General features: G+C 64.9%; 18 protein-coding genes and 1 pseudogene. 11 read left to right on the top strand and 8 right to left on the bottom strand.

Annotated features, from left to right (window positions below):
- Window positions 1-117 precede the first annotated feature (117 nt).
- The 3 genes from JZZ72_RS00260 to azu all read left to right on the top strand — a co-directional run bounded on the left by JZZ72_RS00260 (window position 118) and on the right by azu (window position 4,233).
- Entirely contained in the window at window positions 118-2,589 is a 2,472-nt protein-coding gene (locus JZZ72_RS00260; RefSeq protein WP_210013880.1) for a circularly permuted type 2 ATP-grasp protein, read from the top strand.
- Entirely contained in the window at window positions 2,589-3,491 is a 903-nt protein-coding gene (locus tag JZZ72_RS00255; protein WP_100632902.1) for a transglutaminase family protein, read from the top strand. Before JZZ72_RS00260 ends, JZZ72_RS00255 begins: the two co-directional genes overlap by 1 nt.
- Window positions 3,492-3,786: 295 nt before the next feature.
- Window positions 3,787-4,233, top strand: a complete 447-nt coding sequence (gene azu / locus JZZ72_RS00250) for an azurin (protein ID WP_043863517.1) — start codon at window positions 3,787-3,789, stop codon at window positions 4,231-4,233.
- Window positions 4,234-4,334: 101 nt separating this feature from the next.
- On the opposite strand, the gene nadE is transcribed toward azu, so the two are convergent.
- Window positions 4,335-5,162 (bottom strand): ammonia-dependent NAD(+) synthetase, encoded by an 828-nt coding sequence (nadE, locus tag JZZ72_RS00245; protein WP_210013879.1) that lies wholly within the window; start codon window positions 5,160-5,162, stop codon window positions 4,335-4,337.
- A gap of 3 nt (window positions 5,163-5,165) precedes the next feature.
- Window positions 5,166-6,368 (bottom strand): nicotinate phosphoribosyltransferase, encoded by a 1,203-nt coding sequence (gene pncB, locus JZZ72_RS00240; RefSeq protein WP_043863515.1) that lies wholly within the window; start codon window positions 6,366-6,368, stop codon window positions 5,166-5,168.
- A gap of 458 nt (window positions 6,369-6,826) precedes the next feature.
- On the opposite strand from pncB, the gene JZZ72_RS00235 reads away from it, so the two are divergent.
- From JZZ72_RS00235 to JZZ72_RS00210, 6 genes are all read left to right on the top strand, one after another.
- Window positions 6,827-7,963 (top strand): branched-chain amino acid ABC transporter substrate-binding protein, encoded by a 1,137-nt coding sequence (locus JZZ72_RS00235; protein ID WP_043863514.1) that lies wholly within the window; start codon window positions 6,827-6,829, stop codon window positions 7,961-7,963.
- 162 nt (window positions 7,964-8,125) lie between these two features.
- On the top strand, window positions 8,126-9,040 hold the full coding sequence (locus JZZ72_RS00230) for an ABC transporter permease subunit (RefSeq protein WP_043863513.1): 915 nt from the start codon (window positions 8,126-8,128) through the stop codon (window positions 9,038-9,040).
- Between the two features lie 2 nt (window positions 9,041-9,042).
- Entirely contained in the window at window positions 9,043-10,326 is a 1,284-nt protein-coding gene (livM, locus tag JZZ72_RS00225) for a high-affinity branched-chain amino acid ABC transporter permease LivM (RefSeq protein ID WP_043863512.1), read from the top strand.
- Window positions 10,323-11,198 (top strand): ATP-binding cassette domain-containing protein, encoded by an 876-nt coding sequence (locus tag JZZ72_RS00220; protein WP_054916169.1) that lies wholly within the window; start codon window positions 10,323-10,325, stop codon window positions 11,196-11,198. The genes livM and JZZ72_RS00220 overlap by 4 nt, the downstream gene beginning before the upstream one ends.
- Window positions 11,195-11,911, top strand: a complete 717-nt coding sequence (locus JZZ72_RS00215) for an ABC transporter ATP-binding protein (RefSeq protein ID WP_043863511.1) — start codon at window positions 11,195-11,197, stop codon at window positions 11,909-11,911. Before JZZ72_RS00220 ends, JZZ72_RS00215 begins: the two co-directional genes overlap by 4 nt.
- A gap of 803 nt (window positions 11,912-12,714) precedes the next feature.
- Window positions 12,715-13,479: an SDR family oxidoreductase gene (locus JZZ72_RS00210; RefSeq protein WP_043863510.1), complete on the top strand. Its 765-nt coding sequence runs from the start codon at window positions 12,715-12,717 to the stop codon at window positions 13,477-13,479.
- Window positions 13,480-13,545: 66 nt separating this feature from the next.
- On the opposite strand, the gene JZZ72_RS00205 is transcribed toward JZZ72_RS00210, so the two are convergent.
- From JZZ72_RS00205 to JZZ72_RS00195, 3 genes and pseudogenes are all read right to left on the bottom strand, one after another.
- Window positions 13,546-14,655, bottom strand: a complete 1,110-nt coding sequence (locus tag JZZ72_RS00205; RefSeq protein ID WP_210013878.1) for an AGE family epimerase/isomerase — start codon at window positions 14,653-14,655, stop codon at window positions 13,546-13,548.
- Between the two features lie 90 nt (window positions 14,656-14,745).
- Window positions 14,746-15,378 (bottom strand): TetR family transcriptional regulator, encoded by a 633-nt coding sequence (locus JZZ72_RS00200; protein ID WP_210013877.1) that lies wholly within the window; start codon window positions 15,376-15,378, stop codon window positions 14,746-14,748.
- Between the two features lie 112 nt (window positions 15,379-15,490).
- Window positions 15,491-15,766 (bottom strand): annotated as a pseudogene (locus tag JZZ72_RS00195) (phage infection protein); the annotation flags it as partial.
- 177 nt (window positions 15,767-15,943) lie between these two features.
- On the opposite strand from JZZ72_RS00195, the gene JZZ72_RS00190 reads away from it, so the two are divergent.
- Window positions 15,944-18,016, top strand: coding sequence for an AsmA family protein (locus tag JZZ72_RS00190; protein ID WP_043863507.1), 2,073 nt, complete (start codon window positions 15,944-15,946; stop codon window positions 18,014-18,016).
- A gap of 85 nt (window positions 18,017-18,101) precedes the next feature.
- On the opposite strand, the gene JZZ72_RS00185 is transcribed toward JZZ72_RS00190, so the two are convergent.
- The gene (locus JZZ72_RS00185) at window positions 18,102-18,632 is read right to left on the bottom strand and encodes a ferritin-like domain-containing protein (protein ID WP_043863506.1); all 531 of its coding nucleotides are present in this window, start codon (window positions 18,630-18,632) and stop codon (window positions 18,102-18,104) included.
- Window positions 18,633-18,717: 85 nt separating this feature from the next.
- Window positions 18,718-19,062, bottom strand: coding sequence for an osmotically-inducible lipoprotein OsmE (gene osmE, locus JZZ72_RS00180; protein ID WP_043863505.1), 345 nt, complete (start codon window positions 19,060-19,062; stop codon window positions 18,718-18,720).
- A gap of 134 nt (window positions 19,063-19,196) precedes the next feature.
- Between osmE and JZZ72_RS00175 the strand changes: the two genes are divergently transcribed.
- Window positions 19,197-20,087, top strand: a complete 891-nt coding sequence (locus tag JZZ72_RS00175) for an esterase/lipase family protein (RefSeq protein ID WP_210013876.1) — start codon at window positions 19,197-19,199, stop codon at window positions 20,085-20,087.
- Here JZZ72_RS00175 and JZZ72_RS00170 read toward each other — a convergent pair.
- Window positions 20,047-20,958, bottom strand: a complete 912-nt coding sequence (locus JZZ72_RS00170) for a DMT family transporter (RefSeq protein WP_088514148.1) — start codon at window positions 20,956-20,958, stop codon at window positions 20,047-20,049. The two genes, JZZ72_RS00175 and JZZ72_RS00170, sit on opposite strands and share 41 nt — an antisense overlap.
- Window positions 20,959-21,010: the final 52 nt, after the last annotated feature.

Below are 21,010 nucleotides of genomic sequence, written 5' to 3'. Positions count from 1 at the left end.
CTGACTATCCTGTGGGAGCGGGCTTGACCCGCGATGAGGCCCGCAAGGCCACATCCATCCTTCTCCCCATCCCCGCCACACGCTACCCTGCATCACCTGCCGTCACCGAGCACGCCCATGGCTGACCCGCTGGCCTCACCAAGCCCTGCCTCCTACCACGAGATGTTCGCGGCGGATGGCAGCGTGCGCCCGCATTGGCAGCGCCTGCACCAGCACCTGCAACGCAGCGGCCCCACCCAGCTGGCCCAGCGCCAGGCCCAACTGGCGCGCCATCTGCAGGAAAACGGCGTCACCTACAACATCTACGCCGACCCCGACGGCACCGATCGCCCGTGGGAGCTGGACCTGCTGCCGCAGCTGATCCCCGCGCAGGAGTGGCAGGCGCTGGCGGCGGGCATCGCCCAGCGCGCGCACCTGCTCAACGCGGTACTGGCCGACATCTATGGCCCGCAGCGCCTGATCGGCGAAGGCCTGCTGCCGGCTGAGCTGGTGTTCGGCCACAACAATTTTCTCTGGCCGTGCCAGGGCATCACGCCGCCTGGCTCGACCTTCCTGCATGTGTACGCTGCCGACCTTGCCCGCGGCCCCGATGGGCGCTGGTGGGTCACCGCCGACCGCACCCAGGCGCCCTCCGGGGCCGGCTTCGCGCTGGAGAACCGCACGCTGGTCACGCGCACCCTGCCGGACCTGTACCGCGACCTGCACGTGCAGCACCTGGCCGGCTTCTTTCGCAACCTGCAACAGAGCCTGCTGCGCCTGGCACCCAGCGGCCAGGAACCGCCACTGGTGGTACTGCTGACCCCGGGGCGCTTCAACGAAAGCTATTTCGAGCACCTGTTCCTCGCCCGCCAGCTTGGTTACCCACTGGTCGAAGGCAGCGACCTGACCGTGCGCGATGCCACGGTTTACCTCAAGACCCTGGGCGGGCTGCGCCGGGTGCACGCGATCATGCGCCGCCTGGACGACGATTTCTGCGACCCGCTGGAACTGCGTACCGACTCGGCCCTCGGCGTGCCCGGCCTGCTCGACGCGGTACGCCAGGGCCGCGTGCTGGTGGCCAATGCGCTGGGCAGCGGGGTGCTCGAATCTCCCGGCCTGCTCGGCTTTCTGCCGGCCATCAACCAGCACCTGTTCGGCGAGGCCCTGAGCCTGCCGTCGATCGCCACTTGGTGGTGCGGCGAGCCGCCTGCGCTGGAGCAGGCCCTGGCCAGGCTGCCGGAGCTGCTGATCAAGCCGGCGTTCCCCTCGCAGAGTTTCGCTGCGCTGTTCGGGCGCGACCTGGACGAGGCGGCGCGCGATGCCTTGGCCGGGCGCATCCGTGCACGCCCGTATGCCTACGTGGCACAGGAACTGGCGCAGTTGTCCCAGGCGCCGGTATGGCAGGGCACGCTGCAGGCGCGGCCGATCGGCATGCGGGTATATGCGGTGGCCACCGCCGATGGCTACCGGGTGCTGCCCGGCGGCTTGACCCGGGTGGCCGCCCTGGCCGATGCCGAGGTGGTGTCGATGCAGCGCGGCGGGGCCAGCAAGGACACCTGGGTACTCGGCGAGGCGGCCCCGGTCGGCGAACAGTGGCAGGCCAGCCGCACCCTTGGCGTGGCCGATCTGATCCGTCAGGACCCGTACCTGCCGTCGCGGGTCGTGGAAAACCTGTTCTGGTTCGGCCGCTATTGCGAGCGCTGCGACACCAGCGCGCGCCTGCTGCGCATTCTGCTCAGCCGCTACCTGGATGGCGAACATCCATCCACCTGGCAGGCGGCGGTGGCCCTGGCCGAAGAGCTTGAGCTGCTGCCCCCCGAGGGCACTCTGGCCGAGCGCCTGCGCGCCGCCTTGCTCGATGCCGACTGGGCGTTCAGCCTGCGCGCCAACCTGCAGCGCCTGCAGTGGACCGCCGCCCAGGTGCGCGGCAAGCTCTCGCGGGAGAACTGGCAGGCGCTGGTGGAGTTGCAGCACGAAGCCCAGGCGCTGGGTGGGCAGACGGCAGACTTCGGCGAGCAGCTGGATTTTCTCAACCGCCTGGTGATGTCGCTGGCGGCGCTGTCCGGCTTTGCCCTGGACGACATGACCCGCGATGAAGGCTGGCGCTTTCTGATGATCGGGCGGCGCATCGAGCGCCTGCAGGGCTTGAGCCTGAGCCTGGCCAGTTTTCTGCGCGGCCCCGGCGCCTTCGACCAGGCGGGCCTGGAATGGCTGCTTGAACTGGGCAACAGCAGCATCACCTACCGCTCGCGCTACCTGGCGGTGGCGCAGTTGATCCCGGTGCTGGACCTGCTCCTGCTCGACCAGCAGAACCCCCATGCGGTGCTGTTCCAGCTCAAGCTGCTGGTGCGTGCCCTGGAGCGATCCAGCGATGAGTTCGGCAGCCCGCCAGACCCGACCCTGGCCCTGCTCGCCGAGCGCCTGTACCACTTCGACCTGGGCAGCCTGGAGCACGCGCTGTTCGGCAAGGCCAGCGTGCGCGCGGTGCTCGATGGCCTGGCCGAGTTGCTGGGCGAGATCGCCAAGGCCAGCCTGCAGGCCTCCGAGCGACTGGCGCTGCGCCACTTCGTGCATGTCGATGACATCAGCCAGCAGACGGTGTCGGCCTGATGAGCGCGCGCTACCAGGTACTGCACGACACCCATTACCGCTATGACAGCCCGGTGTCCCTGGCCCAGCAACTGGTGCATCTGTGGCCACGCGCCTGTGCCTGGCAGCAGTGCGAAGACCGGCAATTGCAGGTCGACCCCCTGCCGACCCGGCGGCGCGACGAGCTCGACGGCTTCGGCAACCCGCTGACCCGGCTGGCGCTGGAGCGCCAGCATGATCAACTGCGCGTGGTGACGCGGGTGCAGGTGAACGTGCTGTCGCGCGCCGCGCCGGTGCTGGCTGCCTCGCCGCCGTGGGAACAGGTGTGCCAGGCGCTGGCGTATTCGGGGCAGGCGCTGCCTGCGGCCACGCTGGAGGCGTGCCGCTTTCGTTTCGAATCGCCGTATGTGCGGCTGAAGCAGCGTTTCGTCGCGTTTGCCGAGCCGTGTTTCGCCCCGGGCCAGCCGTTGCTGCTGTGCGTGCAGGCCCTGATGCAGCAGATTTTCAGCCAGTTCACCTTCGATGCCGGTGCCACCCAGGTGGCCACCCCGCTGGTGGAGGTGCTGCAGCGTCGCCGCGGCGTGTGCCAGGACTTCGCCCACCTGATGCTCGCGTGCCTGCGCTCGCGCGGGCTGGCGGCGCGCTATGTCAGCGGCTATCTGCTGACGCGCCCGCCGCCCGGGCAGGCCCGGCTGATCGGGGCCGATGCCTCGCATGCGTGGGTGTCGGTGTATTGCCCGGTCAACGGCTGGGTGGATTTCGACCCCACCAACAACCTGCTGCCGGCGCTGGAGCACATCACCCTGGCCTGGGGCCGGGATTTTTCCGATGTGTCACCGCTGCGTGGGGTGATTCTGGGCGGGGGCAGCCATGACCCGCAGGTGCAGGTGACAGTGTTGCCGCTGGATGAAGGCCCGGCGTGACGGCCCATCACTCCGGGCGCGCGAATTCGACGTTGCTGCCAGTGGCACCGCAGGCATAGGCAGCCAGCAGGCTGCGCATCAGACTACCAAGGGACATGTCCTGTACTCCTAATTGAGAGGTTGTCTCATCGTCCCTGAATGGCGCATGATGGTCCCGCGGATTTTGTGTATACAATCCATAGCGAAAATTTACTACCAGCGCGCCTAACCTGCCCCTTGACTCATATCAGGCCGGTGGGGGACGCTCTGGGGCAGTATAGAAACGGATAAAAAACCCCTGCCAAGGAGATTCACGATGTTTGCCAAAGCTGTTGCGGTATCCCTGCTGACCCTCGCCAGTGCCCAGGTCTTCGCTGCCGATTGCAAGGTCACGGTCGATTCCACCGACCAGATGTCCTTCAACACCAAGGCCATTGAGATCGACAAGAGCTGCAAGACTTTCACCGTCGAATTGACCCACTCGGGCAACCTGCCGAAGAACGTCATGGGCCACAACCTGGTGATCAGCAAAGAAGCTGACATGCAGCCAATCGCCACCGACGGCCTGAGCGCCGGTATCGACAAGGATTACCTGAAGGAAGGTGATGACCGCGTGATCGCCCACACCAAGGTGATCGGTGCTGGTGAGAAGGACTCGGTGACCTTCGATGTTTCCAAGCTCAAGGCTGACGAGAAGTACGGCTTCTTCTGCTCGTTCCCTGGCCACATCTCGATGATGAAAGGCACTGTTACCCTGAAGTAACGCGGCGTTGCCAATCGCGGGTCAAGCCCGCTCCCACAGGTACAACACTGGTCTTGAAGGCAGTGATGTACCTGTGGGAGCGGGCTTGACCCGCGATGCTTTTACGGGGCGAACGGCATCTCGCGCTTGTGATGCGTCTTCTCGTACGTGCGCCTGATGATCTCGAACGCTTCCTCGCTCACTGCCTCGCCGTGCAGAAACGCATCGATCTGCGCATAGGTCACCCCATGCGATGCCTCGTCCGGCTTGCCCGGCGCCAGGTCTTCCAGGTCGGCGGTCGGCACCTTCTCCACCAGTGACTCCGGCGCGCCAAAGCTGCGTGCGATGTCGCGCACCTGATGTTTCACCAGCCCGCTCAACGGCGCCAGGTCGCAGGCCCCGTCACCGAACTTGGTAAAGAACCCCATCACCGCCTCGGCCGCGTGATCCGTGCCGATCACCAGCCCGCCACGTGCCCCGGCAATGGTGTACTGCGCCACCATGCGCATGCGCGCCTTGGTGTTGCCCACCACGAAATCCACCAGCGCCGGCTTGCCGTCCCTGAGCGCCTCGACCTCGGCCGCCAGCGCCTGCACCGCCGGCGCGATGTTCACCGTATGGCATTCGTCAGGCTGGATGAAATCGATGCACGCCTGGGCGTCATGCTCGTCATGCTGCACCTGATACGGCAGGCGTACGGCGATGAAGCGGTAATGCACATCGCCCGTCTGTTCGCGCAGCTCGTTGATCGCGCGCTGGGCGAGCAGGGCGCCGGTCAGCGAGTCGACACCACCGCTGATGCCCAGCACCAGGGTCTTGAGCCCGGCGTCCTTCAGGCATTGCTGGATGAAGGCCACGCGCCGGGCCTTCTCCGCCTCGAGCGCGGCCGCGTCGGCGAACGGCGGCTGAACCTTGAGCTGCTGCGCAATCTCTCGCTGGACGGCTTGCATGGGTTACTCCTTGGGCACTTTGAATACGTGGCGCAGGTAGGCGACGAAGTTGGCGTCGCGGCATTGGGTCTTGGCCGCTTCATCGGAAATCTTCGCCACCGGCTGGCCGTTGCAGTCGGTCATTTTAAGTACGATGCTCATCGGCGCCACCCCGGGAATGTCACAGGTGAGGTTGGTGCCGATGCCGAAGCTGACATTGATGCGCCCGCGCAAGGCGCGGAATATCTCCAGAGTCTTGGTCAGGTTCAGCCCGTCCGAGAACACCAGCGTCTTGGTCATCGGGTCGATCCCCAGCTTGCGGTAATGCGCGATGGCCTTCTCTGCCCATTGCACCGGATCGCCGGAATCATGGCGCAGGCCGTCGAAGAGCTTGGCGAAGTACAGGTCGAAGTCGCCGAGGAATGCATCCATGGTGATGCAGTCGGTCAGTGCTATTCCCAACAGCCCGCGGTACTCGCGCACCCAGCAGTCCAGGGCGGCGATCTGGCTGTCGATCAGCCGCGGGCCGAGCTGCTGGTGGGCCATGATCCACTCGTGGGCCATGGTGCCCAGCGGTTTGATATCCAGTTTGCGTGCCAGGTGCACGTTGCTGGTGCCCACGAAGCGCGCCGGGAACTCCGCCGTCAGCACCTTCACCACCTGTTCCTGGACCTTGTAGGAGAAGCGTCGGCGGGTGCCGAAGTCGGCCACCTGCAGTTCGGCCAGCTCCTCGCTGCTGGCATTGGCGCGCAGCCAGTCGAACTTGCGGTACAGCTGGTCGCGTGCATCCACCAGCTTGATCTGTGGATAACGGTGCTGGTTGCGCACCTCGCTGATGATCGCCAGCAGCGGCACCTCGAACAGGATCACGTGCAGCCACGGACCGTGCAGGCGCAATACCAGTTCATCGTGCTCGATGGCCAGGTGCAGGTAGCGCAGGTTGAAGCGAAACAGCCCCAGAAAGCGCAGGAAGTCCGGCTTCATGAAGCTGATCTGCTCCAGGAAGCCCAACTGCTCGGCACTGATGCTCAGCTCGCTGAGGCGCTCGATCTGTGCGCGGATCTGCGCCAGATAGGGGCGCAGGTCTTCGCCGTTGCGGCAGCGGAACTCCCACTCCACATCCACGTTGGGGTAGTTGTGCAGCACCGCCTGCATCATCGTCAGCTTGTAGAAATCGGTATCGAGCAGGCTCTGCACGATGCGGTTGGCGAAGGCACTTTCGCTCATAAAGGACTCCAGGTCGGGCGTGCGCCCATCCGGGGCCGCCAATGCAGCCCATTGTGCCAGTCTTTTTGCCGCTGAGGCCGGCGCCGACGGGGTAATTCGGTAGCAGGCTATGGGTAGCGGCGGTTTTCGCATTGGCCAGCTAGCCTCTTATGGTGCCCGCTGTAGCAGATGCGCACCAAGGATGTGCAGTTCGGTTACGTATCTTGTTACAGGCTGGTTGCACGTAAACACAGGTCAGGGTTGCAATGATGGCACTCAAGGGTTGCGCTTCAAGCGGTTCGTGGGTGGCGCCAGGTGCAGGGCAGGAGGTTGCACGGCCCGTGGAAAAGGCGCGAAAGCGGCGCCTGCCGAACCTGATCGCGAGTTTTTACAGAATAAAAATCCAATGGCACGGCCCTTGCTCATCGCAATTGCTGAACGTTGTAGTGCCAACCAAAAAAACTCAGGAGCACCACCTCATGTCGCAGACGTTTTACAAGAAAGGCTTTCTGGCCCTCGCCGTTGCCACGGCGATGGGCGTGTCTTCGTATGTACAGGCCGACGTCAAGATCGGTGTAGCGGGCCCGATGACCGGTGCCAACGCGGCGTTTGGCGAGCAATACATGAAAGGTGCGCAGGCGGCCACCGACAAGATCAATGCCGCGGGCGGCATCAACGGCGAGAAGATCGTGCTGGTCAAGGGCGACGATGCCTGCGAGCCCAAGCAGGCGGTGGCCGTGGCCAACCGCCTGGTCGACCAGGACAAGGTCATCGGCGTGGTCGGGCACTTCTGCTCGTCCAACACCATCCCGGCGTCGGAGGTGTACGACGAGGCCGGGGTCATCGCCATCACCCCCGGCTCGACCAACCCGCAGGTCACCGAACGTGGCCTGAGCGCCATGTTCCGCATGTGCGGGCGCGACGATCAGCAGGGCATCGTGGCCGGCGACTACATCGTCGATGTGCTCAAGGGCAAGAAGGTTGCCGTTCTGCACGACAAGGACACCTATGGCCAGGGCCTGGCCGACGCCACCAAGGCGCAGTTGACCAAGCGCGGCGTCACCCCGGTGCTGTACGAGGGCCTGACCCGTGGCGAGAAGGACTTCAGCGCCGTGGTCACCAAGATCCGCTCCACCGGTGCCGACGTGGTCTACTTCGGCGGCCTGCACCCCGAAGCCGGCCCGCTGGTACGCCAGTTGCGCGAGCAGGGGCTCAAGGACGTCAAGTTCATGTCCGACGACGGCATCGTCACCGACGAACTGGTGTCGACCGCCGGCGGCAAGCAGTACGTCGATGGCGTGTACATGACCTTTGGCGCCGACCCGCGCCTGCTGCCCGACAGCAAGGCGGTGGTGGACGAGTTCCGCAAGGCCGGTACCGAGCCCGAAGGCTACACCCTGTACGCCTACGCCTCGATCCAGGCCCTGGCCGCCGCGTTCAACGGTTCCAAGTCGAACAAGGGTGAAGACGCTGCCAAGTGGCTCAAGGCCAACCCGGTGCAGACCGTGATGGGCGAGAAGAAGTGGGACGCCAAGGGTGACCTGACCGTGTCCGACTACGTGGTCTACCAGTGGGACAAGGACGGCAAGTATCACCAACTGGAAAAACAAAAATAACAACGGCCGGCACCCCGGGCACTCGCTGCCCGGGGCGCGCCCCGGTTTTTGCCGTACCTGTCTTTTCTCGTAGATCTGCACAACCCGGCGCCGCTTGTACCGCCTCAACGGCAGTGCAACGTGGTCGGCGCTTGTGCAATCTCAAATACGTGAGATTGCGTTATGGATGGTATTTTCCTGCAGCAACTGATCAATGGTCTGACCCTGGGGTCGGTCTATGGTCTGATCGCCATCGGCTACACAATGGTCTATGGCATCATCGGCATGATCAACTTCGCGCACGGCGAGGTGTACATGATTTCCGCCTACCTGGCGGCTATCAGCCTGGCATTGCTGGCGTATTTCGGTATCGAGTCCTTTCCCCTGCTGATGCTCGGGACGCTGATCTTCACGGTGGTGGTCACCGGCGTGTATGGCTGGACCATCGAACGCATCGCCTACAAACCCCTGCGCAACTCCACCCGGCTGGCACCGCTGATCAGTGCCATCGGCATTTCGCTGATCCTGCAGAACTACGCGCAGATCAGCCAGGGCGCCCGCCAACAGGGCGTGCCGACCCTGCTCGAAGGCGCCTGGCGCCTTGAAGTGGGCACCGGCTTCGTGCAACTGACCTACACCAAGATCTTCATCCTGGTGGCAGCCTTCGTCGGCATGGCCGCGCTCACCTACATCATCAAGTTCACCAAGCTGGGGCGCATGTGCCGGGCCACCCAGCAGGACCGCAAGATGGCCTCGATCCTGGGCATCAACACCGACCGGGTGATCTCCTACGTGTTCGTCATCGGTGCGGTGATGGCCGCGCTGGCCGGCGTGCTGATCACCATGAACTACGGCACCTTCGACTTCTATGCCGGCTTCATCATCGGCATCAAGGCCTTCACCGCGGCGGTGCTGGGCGGTATCGGCTCGCTGCCGGGCGCGATGCTCGGGGGCATCATCCTGGGGATTTCCGAGTCGCTGTTCTCCGGGCTGATCAACTCCGACTACAAGGACGTGTTCAGCTTCTCGCTGCTGGTACTGATCCTGATCTTCCGTCCCCAAGGCCTGCTGGGTCGCCCACTCGTGGCCAAGGTGTAAGTATGTCTGCTGCCAAAAACGCTTCCATCGATATCAAGCGCAGCCTGGTCGATATGGTTCTCGCCGGGCTGATTTCCCTGATCGTGTTCGGCCCCATCGTCGGCGTGGTGCTCGACGGCTACAGCTTCAACATGCAGCCCGCGCGTGTCGCCTGGCTGGTGGCGGGGGTGATGCTGGGGCGCTTCGTGCTCAGCCTGTTCCTGCAGACCAGCAAGGGCCAGGCCATCCTGCAGGGCTTCGAGAGCAGTGGCTCGGGTGTGCATGTGCTGGCGCCGGACTACAAGTCGCGCCTGCGCTGGATCATCCCGGCACTGATCGTGATTGCCATCGTGTTCCCGTTCTTCGCCAACAAGTACCTGCTTACCGTGGTCATCCTGGGGCTGATCTACGTGCTGCTGGGCCTGGGGCTGAACATCGTGGTGGGCCTGGCCGGGCTGCTCGACCTGGGCTACGTGGCGTTCTACGCCATCGGTGCCTATGGCCTGGCGCTGGGCTACCAGTACCTGGGGCTGGGCTTCTGGACGGTGCTGCCGCTGGCGGCGATCGCCGCGGCACTGGCCGGCTGCATACTGGGCTTTCCGGTGCTGAGGATGCACGGGGACTACCTGGCCATCGTGACCCTGGGCTTTGGCGAGATCATCCGCCTGGTGCTCAACAACTGGCTGTCGTTCACCGGCGGGCCCAACGGCATGCCGGTACCGTCGCCGACCTTCATGGGCCTGGAGTTCGGGCGCCGGGCCAAGGACGGCGGGGTACCGTTCCACGAGTTCTTCGGCATCGACTACAACCCCAACGTGAAATTCCTGTTCATCTACATCGTGCTGTTCCTGGTGGTGCTGGCGGTGCTGTACATCAAGCACCGGCTCACCCGCATGCCGGTGGGGCGCGCCTGGGAAGCACTGCGCGAGGACGAGATCGCCTGCCGCTCGATGGGCCTGAACCATGTGCTGGTCAAGCTCTCGGCGTTCACCCTGGGTGCGTCCACCGCAGGCCTGGCCGGGGTGTTCTTCGCCAGCTACCAGGGCTTCGTCAACCCGTCCTCGTTCACCTTCTTCGAGTCGGCGCTGATCCTGGCCATCGTGGTGCTCGGCGGCATGGGCTCGACGGTCGGGGTGGTGATCGCCGCCTTCGTGCTGACCGTGGCGCCGGAGCTGCTGCGCAGCTTCTCCGAGTACCGCGTGCTGCTGTTCGGCGTGCTGATGGTGTTGATGATGATCTGGCGACCGCGTGGGCTGATCCGCATCAGCCGCACCGGTGTGGTCCCGCGTAAAGGAGTGGCGCCATGAGCGACGAAGTGATTCTTTCGGTCGACAACCTGATGATGCAGTTCGGCGGCATCAAGGCGCTCAGCGACGTGAGCCTGAAGGTCCGGCGCAATGCCATCTTCGCGCTTATCGGCCCCAACGGCGCGGGCAAGACCACCGTGTTCAACTGCCTTACCGGGTTCTACAAGGCCAGCGGCGGCAAGATCGAGCTGAACCTGCGCGGCACCCGCACCAATGTCATCCAGCTGCTGGGCGAACGCTTCCAGGCGGCCGACTTCGTGTCGCCCAGAAGCTTTGCCAGCCGCCTGTACTACAAGATGTTCGGCGGCACCCACCTGGTCAACCGGGCGGGGCTGGCGCGTACTTTCCAGAACATTCGCCTGTTCAAGGAAATGTCGGTGGTGGAGAACCTGCTGGTGGCCCAGCACATGTGGGTGAACCGCAACCTGCTGGCTGGGGTGCTCAACACCAAGGCCTACCGTCAGGCCGAGAGCGACGCCCTGGACCATGCCTTCTACTGGCTGGAGGTGGTCGACCTGGTGGACTGCGCCAACCGCCTGGCCGGCGAGCTCTCGTATGGCCAGCAGCGCCGCCTGGAAATTGCCCGGGCCATGTGCACGCGCCCGCAGATCATCTGCCTGGACGAACCCGCCGCCGGCCTCAACCCGCAGGAAACCGAAGCGCTCAGCCGCATGATCCGCGTGCTGCGCGACGAGCATGACCTGACGGTGGTACTGATCGAACATGACATGGGCATGGTAATGAGCATTTCCGACCATATCGTGGTGCTGGACCACGGCAACGTGATCGCCGAGGGCGCGCCGCAGGAGATCCGCAACAACCCGACGGTGATCGCGGCCTACCTGGGCGCCGATGAAGAGGAGCTGGCATGAGCGTACCGATCCTCGAACTGAAGGACCTGGACGTGTTCTACGGCCCGATCCAGGCGCTGAAAAAGGTCTCGATGCACATCGACGAAGGCGAGACGGTAAGCCTGATCGGCTCCAACGGCGCGGGCAAGTCCACGCTGCTGATGTCGATCTTCGGCCAGCCGCGCGCGGCGTCGGGGCAGATCCTCTACCGGGGCACCGATATCACCCACAAGTCGTCCCACTACATCGCCTCCAACGGCATTGCGCAGTCGCCGGAGGGGCGCCGGGTGTTCCCGGACATGTCGGTGGAAGAGAACCTGATGATGGGCACCATCCCGATTGGCGACAAGTTCGCCGGCGAGGACATGCAGCGCATGTTCGAGCTGTTTCCGCGGCTCAAGGAACGGCGCAACCAGCGGGCGATGACCATGTCCGGTGGCGAGCAGCAGATGCTGGCGATTGCCCGGGCGCTGATGAGCCGGCCCAAGTTGCTGTTGCTGGATGAACCGTCGCTGGGGCTGGCGCCGATCGTGGTCAAGCAGATCTTCTCGACCTTGCGCGAGCTGGCCAAGACCGGCATGACCATCTTCCTGGTGGAACAGAACGCCAACCATGCGCTCAAGCTGTCGGACCGCGCCTACGTGATGGTCAACGGGCAGATCCGCATGACCGGCACCGGGCAGGAACTGCTGGTCAACGAGGAGGTGCGCAACGCGTATCTGGGTGGGCACTGACGGCGAACATTAAAGAAGACCCCGGCTTGCCGGGGTTTTTTTGTGCGTATTACGACCCAATCGCGGGTCGAGCCCGCTCCCACAGGGGCAGCGGTGAACCTTGTGGGAGCGGGCTTGACCCGCGATCGGGCCGCAGATCGGCCTTGCGGCAGATTGTGGAAAAGTTATTTGAAGGTGTGCAGGTAACGCGACACAACGTCGCTCCAGGCACTTGTTTTCAAAGGCATTGAAGTTGTCCCCGATTCGTGTGGAACCGACTGTGGGTAACTTGGTAGTACATGGCTGAAGACCATGTAATACAAGGCTTACAGAGGTGTGGTTGTTTTTTGAGCAGCGGTTTTTCTGACGCTGCAGCGGGCATTTGTCAAGGCTTTTATGGCGAGGTCAATTGCCCCTCATTTCATCTGTGCAGCCTGTGGATAACTCTGTGGGCAAGCACTGGAAAGACTGGCGCAGGCAGCGAGATCAAAGGCCTCGGGCCATCACTGCAGTTATCCTTTTGCATCTCTGGCTGTCGCGTTGTTCAAGGGGCGGCCGCCAGGTCAAGCGAAATACTTCCCACGCCAGGCCGCAGCCCGCTCAAACCGTGGGCCGCAGCCTGTGCAGTTGCCCCCAGTCTGTGTGGAAGGGCCTGTGGATAACGTGCGTACAGCTCGCGCCGGGCCTTGCGGGGCAAGGCTTTCAGGGTTTTGATCGTTTTTTGTACAGTTGATTTTCGGCTTGCTGCGCAGCGCGGTGGCGGGGCATGCTGCACGCCCTGTCGATCAGTTGCCCGTGGGCACGTTTTCCCGAGGAGATTTTTCATGACTTCCACCGTATTCATCACGGGCGCCACCTCCGGTTTTGGCGAAGCCTGCGCACGTCGCTTCGCCGAGGCGGGCTGGTCGCTGGTGCTGACCGGTCGGCGCCAGGAGCGCCTGGAGGCGCTGTGTGCGGAGCTGTCCAAGCAGACCGAAGTGCATGGCCTGGTACTCGATGTGCGTGACCGCAAGGCCATGGAAGCGGCCATCGAAGGCTTGCCGCCGACCTTTGCCAAGCTGCGCGGGCTGATCAACAACGCCGGCCTGGCCCTGGGTGCCGACCCGGCGCCCAAGTGCGACCTGGACGACTGGGAGACCATGGTCGACACCAACATCAAGGGCCTGATGTACAGCACCCGCCTGCTGCTGCCGCGCCTGATCGCCCACGGGCGTGGCGCGACGATCCTCAACGTCGGGTCGGTGGCGGGCAACTATCCGTACCCGGGCAGCCATGTGTATGGCGGTACCAAGGCGTTCGTCGGGCAGTTCTCGCTGAGCCTGCGCTGCGACCTGCAGGGTACGGGCGTGCGGGTCAGCAACATCGAGCCGGGGCTGTGCGAGAGCGAGTTCTCGCTGGTGCGCTTCGGGGGTGACAAGGCGCGCTACGACGCCACCTATGCCGGTGCCGAGCCGATCCAGCCGCAGGACATTGCCGAGACCATCTTCTGGATTCTCAACCAGCCGGCGCACATCAACATCAACAGTCTCGAGCTGATGCCGGTGAGCCAGGCGTGGGCGGGGTTCTCGATCGATCGTTCGAAGGCCTGAGTGCACTTTCGCCGGCAAGGCCGGCTCCTGCAACTCATGTAGGAGCCAGCGTTGCTGGCGAAGGCATCAGAGGGCGCGCTGCAACCCTTCCAGGCAGGTCGCCAGGTGGTACGGCGTGGTCGACGGCATATCGTGCCGGCTCACCGCGCCACTGGCGTCGCGGCATTCATGCCAGCCGCCGTCATGCAGAAAGTTCTGCTGCAATGCCTGCAGTTGCGCCAGCACCTTGCCCGCGCTGTCGGGCCGCAGCGCCAACGCACGCAGGTATTCGGCCTGGGCCCAGATGCGCTGGGTGGCGTCACGCACGCTGCCGTCGACATTGAGCATCGCCAGCACCGCACCGTCCTTTACCCCCTGTTGCTCGGCATAGCCGAATGCGCGGCTCAACGAGCCATGCAGCGCGCCGCCGCGCAGCAGCGGTGAGGATTCGAGCAGATAGAACCACTCGAACTGGTGCCCGGGTTCGAACCAGTTATCCACAGCGCCGCGCGGTTTCTCCAGCATCACCCCATGTGCCGGGTCGATGAAGTGCGCCTGCATGGCCTCGGTGAGGTTCACCAGCGCGTCCTGTACCACCGCGTCGTGACGCACCGACAGGGTGGCGAGGAAGGCTTCGGCCAGGTGCATCAGCGGGTTCTGCAACGGCCCGCTGCCCAGCGTCGACCAGTCTTCGGCCAGGCTCGCCTCGTACAGGCCCTGCTCGGTGGCAAAGCGCTCCAGCACCACTTCAAGGGCTGCATTCAAGGTCGACTCGGCCATTGCTTCGTTCACCTTGCCCCAGTAATGCGCGCAGGCGAACACGATGAAGGCGTGGGTGTAGAGGTCCTTGGTGCGGTCCAGCGGGTTGCCCTGGGCGTCGATGCTGTAGAACCAGCCACCGTGCTCGGCGTCGTGAAAGTGGCGTTGCAGGGTGCGCAGCAGGGCGGCGGCACGTTCCGCGGCGCCAGGCTGCTCGATGCGGCTGCTGAACAGGTACAGCTGGCGCGCGCAGGCCATGGCACGGTAGCGCTGTACCGGCAGGGGCCGGTGCTGCGGGTCGAGGGCTTCGAATGGCAGGGCCATGTCCGCGTTCCAGCCCGGGCCTTGCCACAGCGGCACGATGCGCTGGGCGAAGTGCTGCTGGACGCTGTCGAGCAGGGCAGGGAGTTCAGGCTGGGCGGTACGAAGGTCGGGCATGGAGAGGCGTCGTCGCGGTGGGCGTTTGTGGCGCATGGTAGCAGGAATTGCGGTTCGGCTTGAGCACCCCTTCGCTGGCAAGCCAAGGGCTCAGCGCAGATCGCCGAGCCCTTGCCAGTACTTGGCCCCGACAAAGATGAAGCGCAACTGCTGGGTGATCTTCGCCTGCGCGCTCAACTGCCCCGATACCGGCTCGGCCGGCGAGTCGATCAGCTCGGGCAGGGTGGCGAACACGGTCTTGACCACCAGGTCGGCCATCACCCCCAGGGCCGCGTCGTCCAGATGCCGCCAGCGCGGCATGCGTTTGAGGTCCGCCGCCAGGTCCGAGCTGATCCCTTCGCGCAGCTTGGCGATGGCCTGGCGCACCGGCTGCGAGCCACCGTACTGCTCGCGGGCCAGGAACAGGAACTGCGCCCGGTTGGCCGCCACCACATCGAGAAAGATGCGCACCGAAGCATCGGTGATGCCGCCCAGTTCGAATTCGTTGTGGCGCACCAGGCGGATGGTCTGGCGGAAGGTTTCGTCCACCTCGTTGACCAGTGCCAGCCCCAGCTGGTCCAGGTCGCAGAAGTGGCGGTAGAAGCCGGTGGGCACGATGCCGGCGGTCTTGGCTACCTCGCGCAGGCTGATGCTGCCGAAGCCTCGGCCGCTCTCCATCAGGTGGCGGGCGGCATCCAGCAGGGCCTGTCGGGTCTGTAGCTTTTGTTCGGCGCGCGGCAGCATGGCGAGTATCGGTTCACAGTCATACAGCCCTGCACTCTAGGGCCTGGGCCGCAAAAAACAAAGCCCGGTCGATGGACCGGGCTGTGGGCGCGGGCACTGGCGCATGGGCTCAGCTCGCGCGGCTGTTGCGTTCGATCAGACGGTCCGAGCCGCCTTCGGCGATGCGAGTGCTGCGTTCGACAAGGCGGTCGGAACCACCTTCGGCAACGCGGTTGCTGCGCTCGATCAGGCGGTCAGAACCGCCTTCGGCCAGGGTCTTGAGGGGCTGTGCAATGACGCTGGCGCTGTCGCGGGCTTCGGCCGAGAGGTTCTGTTCGGTGGCGGGTACGGCGAAGGCGTTGGCAGCCAGCAGGCTGAGGGCAAAACTGAGCAGCAATGGGCGTTTCATGATCTGGCGCTCCTTGGGAGGGCTGGTAAGTGGGTACGGCGCCAATGCTACGCTTGGGGGTCAGATAAAGAAGTTCATAAAGATAATGGTAACAATCGACGGCATTGATAGTCGGAAGTGTTAAGTGCCCTCAACGGGCATGGCTGTTCGCCATGCTGTCATCAGGAGATTCGTGCAATGACGCGCCCTGCCAAAATTCTCACCTGGACCTTCGCCACTGTGCTGTTGTTGCTGGCGGTCCTGATCATCGTCATCGCCACCTTCGACTGGAACCGCATCAAGCCCACCCTCAACGAAAAGGTCTCCGAGGCCTTGCACCGACCTTTTGCGATCAATGGCGACCTGGCCGTGCGCTGGCAGCGCGATCGCGACGAGGGCGGCTGGCGCGCCTGGGTGCCATGGCCGCGCTTCATCGCCCAGGACCTGACCCTGGGCAACCCCGAGTGGCTCAAGGCGCCGCAGATGGTCGGCCTGCAGCGCGTGGAGTTTCGCCTCTCGCCGCTGCCGCTGCTGGCCCAGCGCATCGTGATCCCGCGTATCGACCTGACCCTGCCGGTGGCCAGCCTCAAGCGCCTGGCCGATGGCCGCGCCAACTGGACCTTCGATTTCGGGCCCAAGGACGAGAACGCCGAGCCGTCCAAATGGGTGCTGGATATCGGCGCCATCGGCTTCGACAAGGGCGAGGTGGCCTTCGACGACCAGACCCTCAAGACCGTGGTGAAGGTGCAGGTCGACCCGCTGGGCAAGCCCATCCCGTTCACTGACATCGTCGGCAAGGCCAGCGCCGACAAGGCGGCGAGCCAGGGTTCGGCGCCCCAGGACTACGCCTTCGGCTTCAAGGTCGACGGCCGCTACAAGGGCCAGCCGTTGAATGGCAGCGGCAAGATCGGCGGGCTGCTGGCACTGCAGGACGCCACGCAGCCGTTTCCGCTGCAGGCTGACGTGCGCATCGCCGACACGCGCGTCGCGGTGGCCGGCACCCTGACCGACCCGCGCAACCTTGGCGCGCTCGACCTGCGCCTGCGCCTGTCGGGCGCAAGCCTGGGCAATCTGTACCCACTGACCGGCGTGACCCTGCCCGACTCGCCGGCCTATTCCACCGACGGCCACCTGATCGCCAAGCTGCACGAGCCGGGCGGGGCGGTGTTCCGCTACGAGGGCTTCAACGGCAAGATCGGCGACAGCGATATCCATGGCGACCTGGCCTTCGTCGCCAGCCAGCCGCGGCCAAAGCTCACCGGCAAGCTGGTGTCCAACCAACTGCTGTTCAAGGATCTTGGCCCGCTGATCGGCGCCGACTCCAACGCCGAACAGAAGGCCCGTGGTGGCGCGAGCAAGCAGCCGGCCGGCAAGGTGCTGCCGGTGGAGGAGTTTCGCACCGAGCGCTGGCGCACCATGGACGCCGACGTGAGCTTCAGCGGCAAGCGCATCGTGCACAGCGAAGAACTGCCCTTCAAGGACCTGGCCGCGCACTTCGTGCTCGATGACGGCGTGCTGCGCCTGGAGCCGCTGAGTTTCGGCGTGGCCGGCGGCAAGCTGGATGCGCAGATCCGCCTGGATGGCCGCGCGGTGCCGATGCAGGGGCGTGCGCGCCTGAGTGCGCGCAACTTCAAGCTCAAGCAGCTGTTCCCCACCTTCGAACCGATGAAGACCAGCTTCGGTGCGCTCAATGGCGATGCCGACATCAGTGGCCGCGGCAACTCGGTGGCGGCCTTGCTGGGCACCTCCAATGGCGACCTGCGGCTGCTGATCAACGATGGCGCGATCAGCCGTGGCCTGATGGAGATCGCCGGGCTCAACGTGGGCAACTACGTAGTGGGCAAGCTGTTTGGCGACAACGAGGTGAAGATCAACTGCGCGGCGGCGGACTTCGGCATCAAGGACGGCCTGGCCAGTACGCGCCTGTTCGTGTTCGACACCGAGAACGCGATCATCTACATCGATGGCACGGCCAACTTCGCCACCGAGCAACTGGACCTGAAGATCAACCCCGAGTCCAAGGGCCTGCGCCTGTTCTCGCTGCGCTCGCCGTTGTACGTGCGCGGGCCGTTTGCCAAGCCGAGTGCGGGCGTGCAGGCGATTCCGCTGGCGTTGCGCGGGGCGGGGATGGTGGCGTTGGGGGTGGCGGTAGCGCCGGCGGCGGCGTTGCTGGCGCTGGTGGCGCCCAGCGGCGGGGACGAGAACCAGTGCACGCCGTTGCTGGAGCAGATGCGTTCGGGCAAGGCGCCCAAGACCGTCAAGGCTGGCTAAACGCATCGCGGGTCAAGCCCGCTCCCACAAGGATCACCACGGACCCTGTGGGAGCGGGCTTGACCCGCGATGAAGTCGCTGCGGTTTACAGCCCTTTGAGCAGATCCGCCATATCGTCCGCGTGCTCTTCTTCCTGGGCCAGGATGTCTTCGAAGATGCGCCGGGTGGTCGGGTCGCTGTCACCGATGTACTGGATGATCTCGCGGTAGCTGTCGATGGCGATGCGCTCGGCGACCAGGTCTTCGAGCACCATTTCCTTGAGGGTCTTGCCTGCCACGTACTGCGCGTGGGAGTTCTTGCTCAGGTTGTCGGGGTTGAAGTCCGGTTCGCCGCCCAGCTGCACGATGCGCTCGGCCAGCTTGTCGGCGTGCTCCATCTCCTGGTTGGCGTGCTCCAGGAACTCTTCGGCGGCCACGTTGGCCTTGATCCCCTCGGCCATGAAGTAGTGGCGTTTGTAGCGCAGTACGCACACCCACTCGGTGGCCAGCGACTCGTTCAGCAGGCGCAGGATCTTTTCGCGGTCGGCGGTGTAGCCTTCGGTCACCGCACCGTCTTCCACGTGCTGGCGGGCGCGGTGGCGCAGGGTTTGTACATCGGTCAGTTCAACGTTGCTCATCATGTTCTCCAAGCTGAAAACGGGGTTTCACGCTCTGACGGCGCGTCGGGTGCACAGTGTGTGATTGATTGGCGCGCTAAAAGTTTTACGCGCCGGGAAGGGCCTGTTCGTCCTTCTGGCGTTGCTCGCACGTCTTGAAGCCCTTGGCATCCACATGCCCGGTGGCATCGAAACGCACGTAGTAAGCCTGTTGCTTGCCCTCATGGTTTAGCACGTAGTTGTTGCATGTGCCGCCGTGGGGCAGGTCGATGACGGAGGAAGGGCTGCCGCCGATGGCGATCACCTGCTGCATGGTCATGCCGTTGCCCACCTGCTTGACCAGCGGCTGTTCGCGGTAGGTCACGTAGTCCACAGGGTTTTCAGGGCGGTTGCTGCCGCAGCCTACCAGGGTGGCGCTTGCCAGCAGGGCTGCCAGGGCGTGCTTGTACATGGTCTCGCTCCCTTGTGAAGGCCGTCATGGCCTGATAAGGGTTGGAACCGCAGCGCACGCCGGGAGTTCGATTGCAGTTGCCATTGTTGTGCCTGTAGGGTGGTGCGCACTGCCACGGATCGGGAGGGGCCGCCATGTCGCAAGCGCTTGCAACGCGTTATCCACTGGTACTGGTGCCGGGCATGCTCGGCTTCGTGCGCCTGGTTCTGTACCCGTACTGGTTCGGCATTGTCGCGGCCCTGCGCCGGGGCGGGGCCACGGTGTTCCCGGTGCAGGTCTCGCCGATCCACGGCAACGAGGTGCGCGGTGAACAGCTACTGCGCATCATCGACGACCTGCGCCGCCGCACCGGCGCCGACAAGGTTCACCTGCTGGGCCACAGCCAGGGTGCGCTGACCGCCCGTTATGCGGCGGCCAGGCGCCCGGAATGGGTGGCCTCGGTCACCTCCATCGCGGGCCCCAACCACGGCTCCGAACTGGCCGACTACCTGGACAAACACTACCCCGGCGATTCCGCCCGCGGGCGCCTTCTCAAGTGGGTGCTGCACGGTCTGGCACGGCTGATGGGCTGGCTGGAAACCGGCTGGCGCGGGGCAGGCCTGCCCATCGACGTGCACGCCTCGCACCAGTCGCTGACGTTCGAGGGCGTGGCCCTGTTCAACCAGCGTTATCCACAGGGCCTGCCGCTGACCTGGGGTGGCCAGGGGCCGGCCGAGGTCGACGGGGTGCGCTACTACTCGTGGTCGGGCACCTTGCAGCCGGGCATCACCGACAGCGGGCGCAACCGCTTCGATGGCAGCAACCGCTTCTGCCGCCTGTTCGCGCGCACCTTCGTGCGTGAACCGGGCCAGTGCGACGGCATGGTCGGGCGGTTCAGCTCGCACCTGGGCCAGGTGATCGGCGACGACTACCCGCTGGATCACCTGGATATCGTCAACCAGTCACTCGGCGCGGTGGGCAAGGGCGCCGACCCGGTACGGCTGTTTACCGAGCACGCGGCGCGTCTGAAGGCGGCGGGGCTTTGAGGCGGCGCAGCGGGGTGGTCCAGCGTTCGGCCAGAATCACCCCGGCCAGGGTCAGCACGCCGCCCACCAGGTGATACGGCGCCAGGCGTTCGTCGAGCACCAGTGCCGCGATCACCGCGGTCAGCGCCGGCAGCAGGTTGAAGAACAGCGTGGTGCGGCTGGGCCCCAGGCGCACCACCGCCTGCATCCACACCAGTGGCGCCACGATCGAGGCCAGCACGCAGGCATAGAGCACCAGGCCGATGTTGTCCACGCTCAGCCCGGCCTTGGGCGAGAACAGGTACAGCGGCAACAGCACCACGATCGCCACCAGCACCTGCAGGTACAGCAGTTGCAGCGGCGGCAGGCGCAGCTGCCACTTTTTCAGCAGGGTGCTGTACACCGCATAGGCCAGGGTGGCGATCAGCATCATCGCGTCTCCCAGGTTCAGGCCGTGGGCCAGCAGCGCCGCCGGGTCGCCGCCGGACACCACCACCAGCACCCCGGCGAACGACACCAGCGCACCCAGCAGCGCGCCGGCGCTCAGGCGCTGGCCCAGGGTGGCGATGGCCAGGGCCAGCGACATCAGCGGCATCAGCGACAGGATGATGCCCATGTTGGTGGCGCTGGTGATGGCGGCGGCAAAGTACGCCAGGCTCTGGTACACCGCCATGCCCAGCACCCCGAGGATGATGATCTTGCCCAGGTGCGGGCGGATCGCCGCGCGGTTGCGCAGCACTGCCCGCAGCAGGAACGGGCTGAGCAGCAGGCCGGCGAGCACCCAGCGGTAGAAGCCGATCTCGGCAGGGAAGATGGCGCCGACGGCCAGCTTGTTGACCACGGTGTTGCCGGCCCAGATCAGAATGGCCAGCAGGGGGAACGCATAATTCATGCAACAGGGACTCTTTGAAGATGACGGCGGTCATTATCCGCCTGTCTGTCTG

Source organism: Pseudomonas palmensis (genome assembly GCF_017848315.1).
GTDB classification, from domain to species: Bacteria; Pseudomonadota; Gammaproteobacteria; order Pseudomonadales; family Pseudomonadaceae; genus Aquipseudomonas; species Aquipseudomonas palmensis.
The sequence above is the reverse complement of the archived record's forward strand: the minus strand, read 5'-3'. Positions and strand labels throughout refer to the sequence as shown.

Excerpts from the sequence above, each read along its gene's own strand:
- JZZ72_RS00260 (WP_210013880.1), top strand. The coding sequence starts at position 118 with ATGGCTGACCCGCTGGCCTCACCAAGCCCTGCCTCCTACCACGAGATG.
- JZZ72_RS00255 (WP_100632902.1), top strand. The coding sequence starts at position 2,589 with ATGAGCGCGCGCTACCAGGTACTGCACGACACCCATTACCGCTATGAC.
- azu (WP_043863517.1), top strand. The coding sequence starts at position 3,787 with ATGTTTGCCAAAGCTGTTGCGGTATCCCTGCTGACCCTCGCCAGTGCC.
- nadE (WP_210013879.1), bottom strand. The coding sequence starts at position 5,162 with ATGCAAGCCGTCCAGCGAGAGATTGCGCAGCAGCTCAAGGTTCAGCCG.
- pncB (WP_043863515.1), bottom strand. The coding sequence starts at position 6,368 with ATGAGCGAAAGTGCCTTCGCCAACCGCATCGTGCAGAGCCTGCTCGAT.
- JZZ72_RS00235 (WP_043863514.1), top strand. The coding sequence starts at position 6,827 with ATGTCGCAGACGTTTTACAAGAAAGGCTTTCTGGCCCTCGCCGTTGCC.
- JZZ72_RS00230 (WP_043863513.1), top strand. The coding sequence starts at position 8,126 with ATGGATGGTATTTTCCTGCAGCAACTGATCAATGGTCTGACCCTGGGG.
- livM (WP_043863512.1), top strand. The coding sequence starts at position 9,043 with ATGTCTGCTGCCAAAAACGCTTCCATCGATATCAAGCGCAGCCTGGTC.
- JZZ72_RS00220 (WP_054916169.1), top strand. The coding sequence starts at position 10,323 with ATGAGCGACGAAGTGATTCTTTCGGTCGACAACCTGATGATGCAGTTC.
- JZZ72_RS00215 (WP_043863511.1), top strand. The coding sequence starts at position 11,195 with ATGAGCGTACCGATCCTCGAACTGAAGGACCTGGACGTGTTCTACGGC.
- JZZ72_RS00210 (WP_043863510.1), top strand. The coding sequence starts at position 12,715 with ATGACTTCCACCGTATTCATCACGGGCGCCACCTCCGGTTTTGGCGAA.
- JZZ72_RS00205 (WP_210013878.1), bottom strand. The coding sequence starts at position 14,655 with ATGCCCGACCTTCGTACCGCCCAGCCTGAACTCCCTGCCCTGCTCGAC.
- JZZ72_RS00200 (WP_210013877.1), bottom strand. The coding sequence starts at position 15,378 with ATGCTGCCGCGCGCCGAACAAAAGCTACAGACCCGACAGGCCCTGCTG.
- JZZ72_RS00190 (WP_043863507.1), top strand. The coding sequence starts at position 15,944 with ATGACGCGCCCTGCCAAAATTCTCACCTGGACCTTCGCCACTGTGCTG.
- JZZ72_RS00185 (WP_043863506.1), bottom strand. The coding sequence starts at position 18,632 with ATGAGCAACGTTGAACTGACCGATGTACAAACCCTGCGCCACCGCGCC.
- osmE (WP_043863505.1), bottom strand. The coding sequence starts at position 19,062 with ATGTACAAGCACGCCCTGGCAGCCCTGCTGGCAAGCGCCACCCTGGTA.
- JZZ72_RS00175 (WP_210013876.1), top strand. The coding sequence starts at position 19,197 with ATGTCGCAAGCGCTTGCAACGCGTTATCCACTGGTACTGGTGCCGGGC.
- JZZ72_RS00170 (WP_088514148.1), bottom strand. The coding sequence starts at position 20,958 with ATGAATTATGCGTTCCCCCTGCTGGCCATTCTGATCTGGGCCGGCAAC.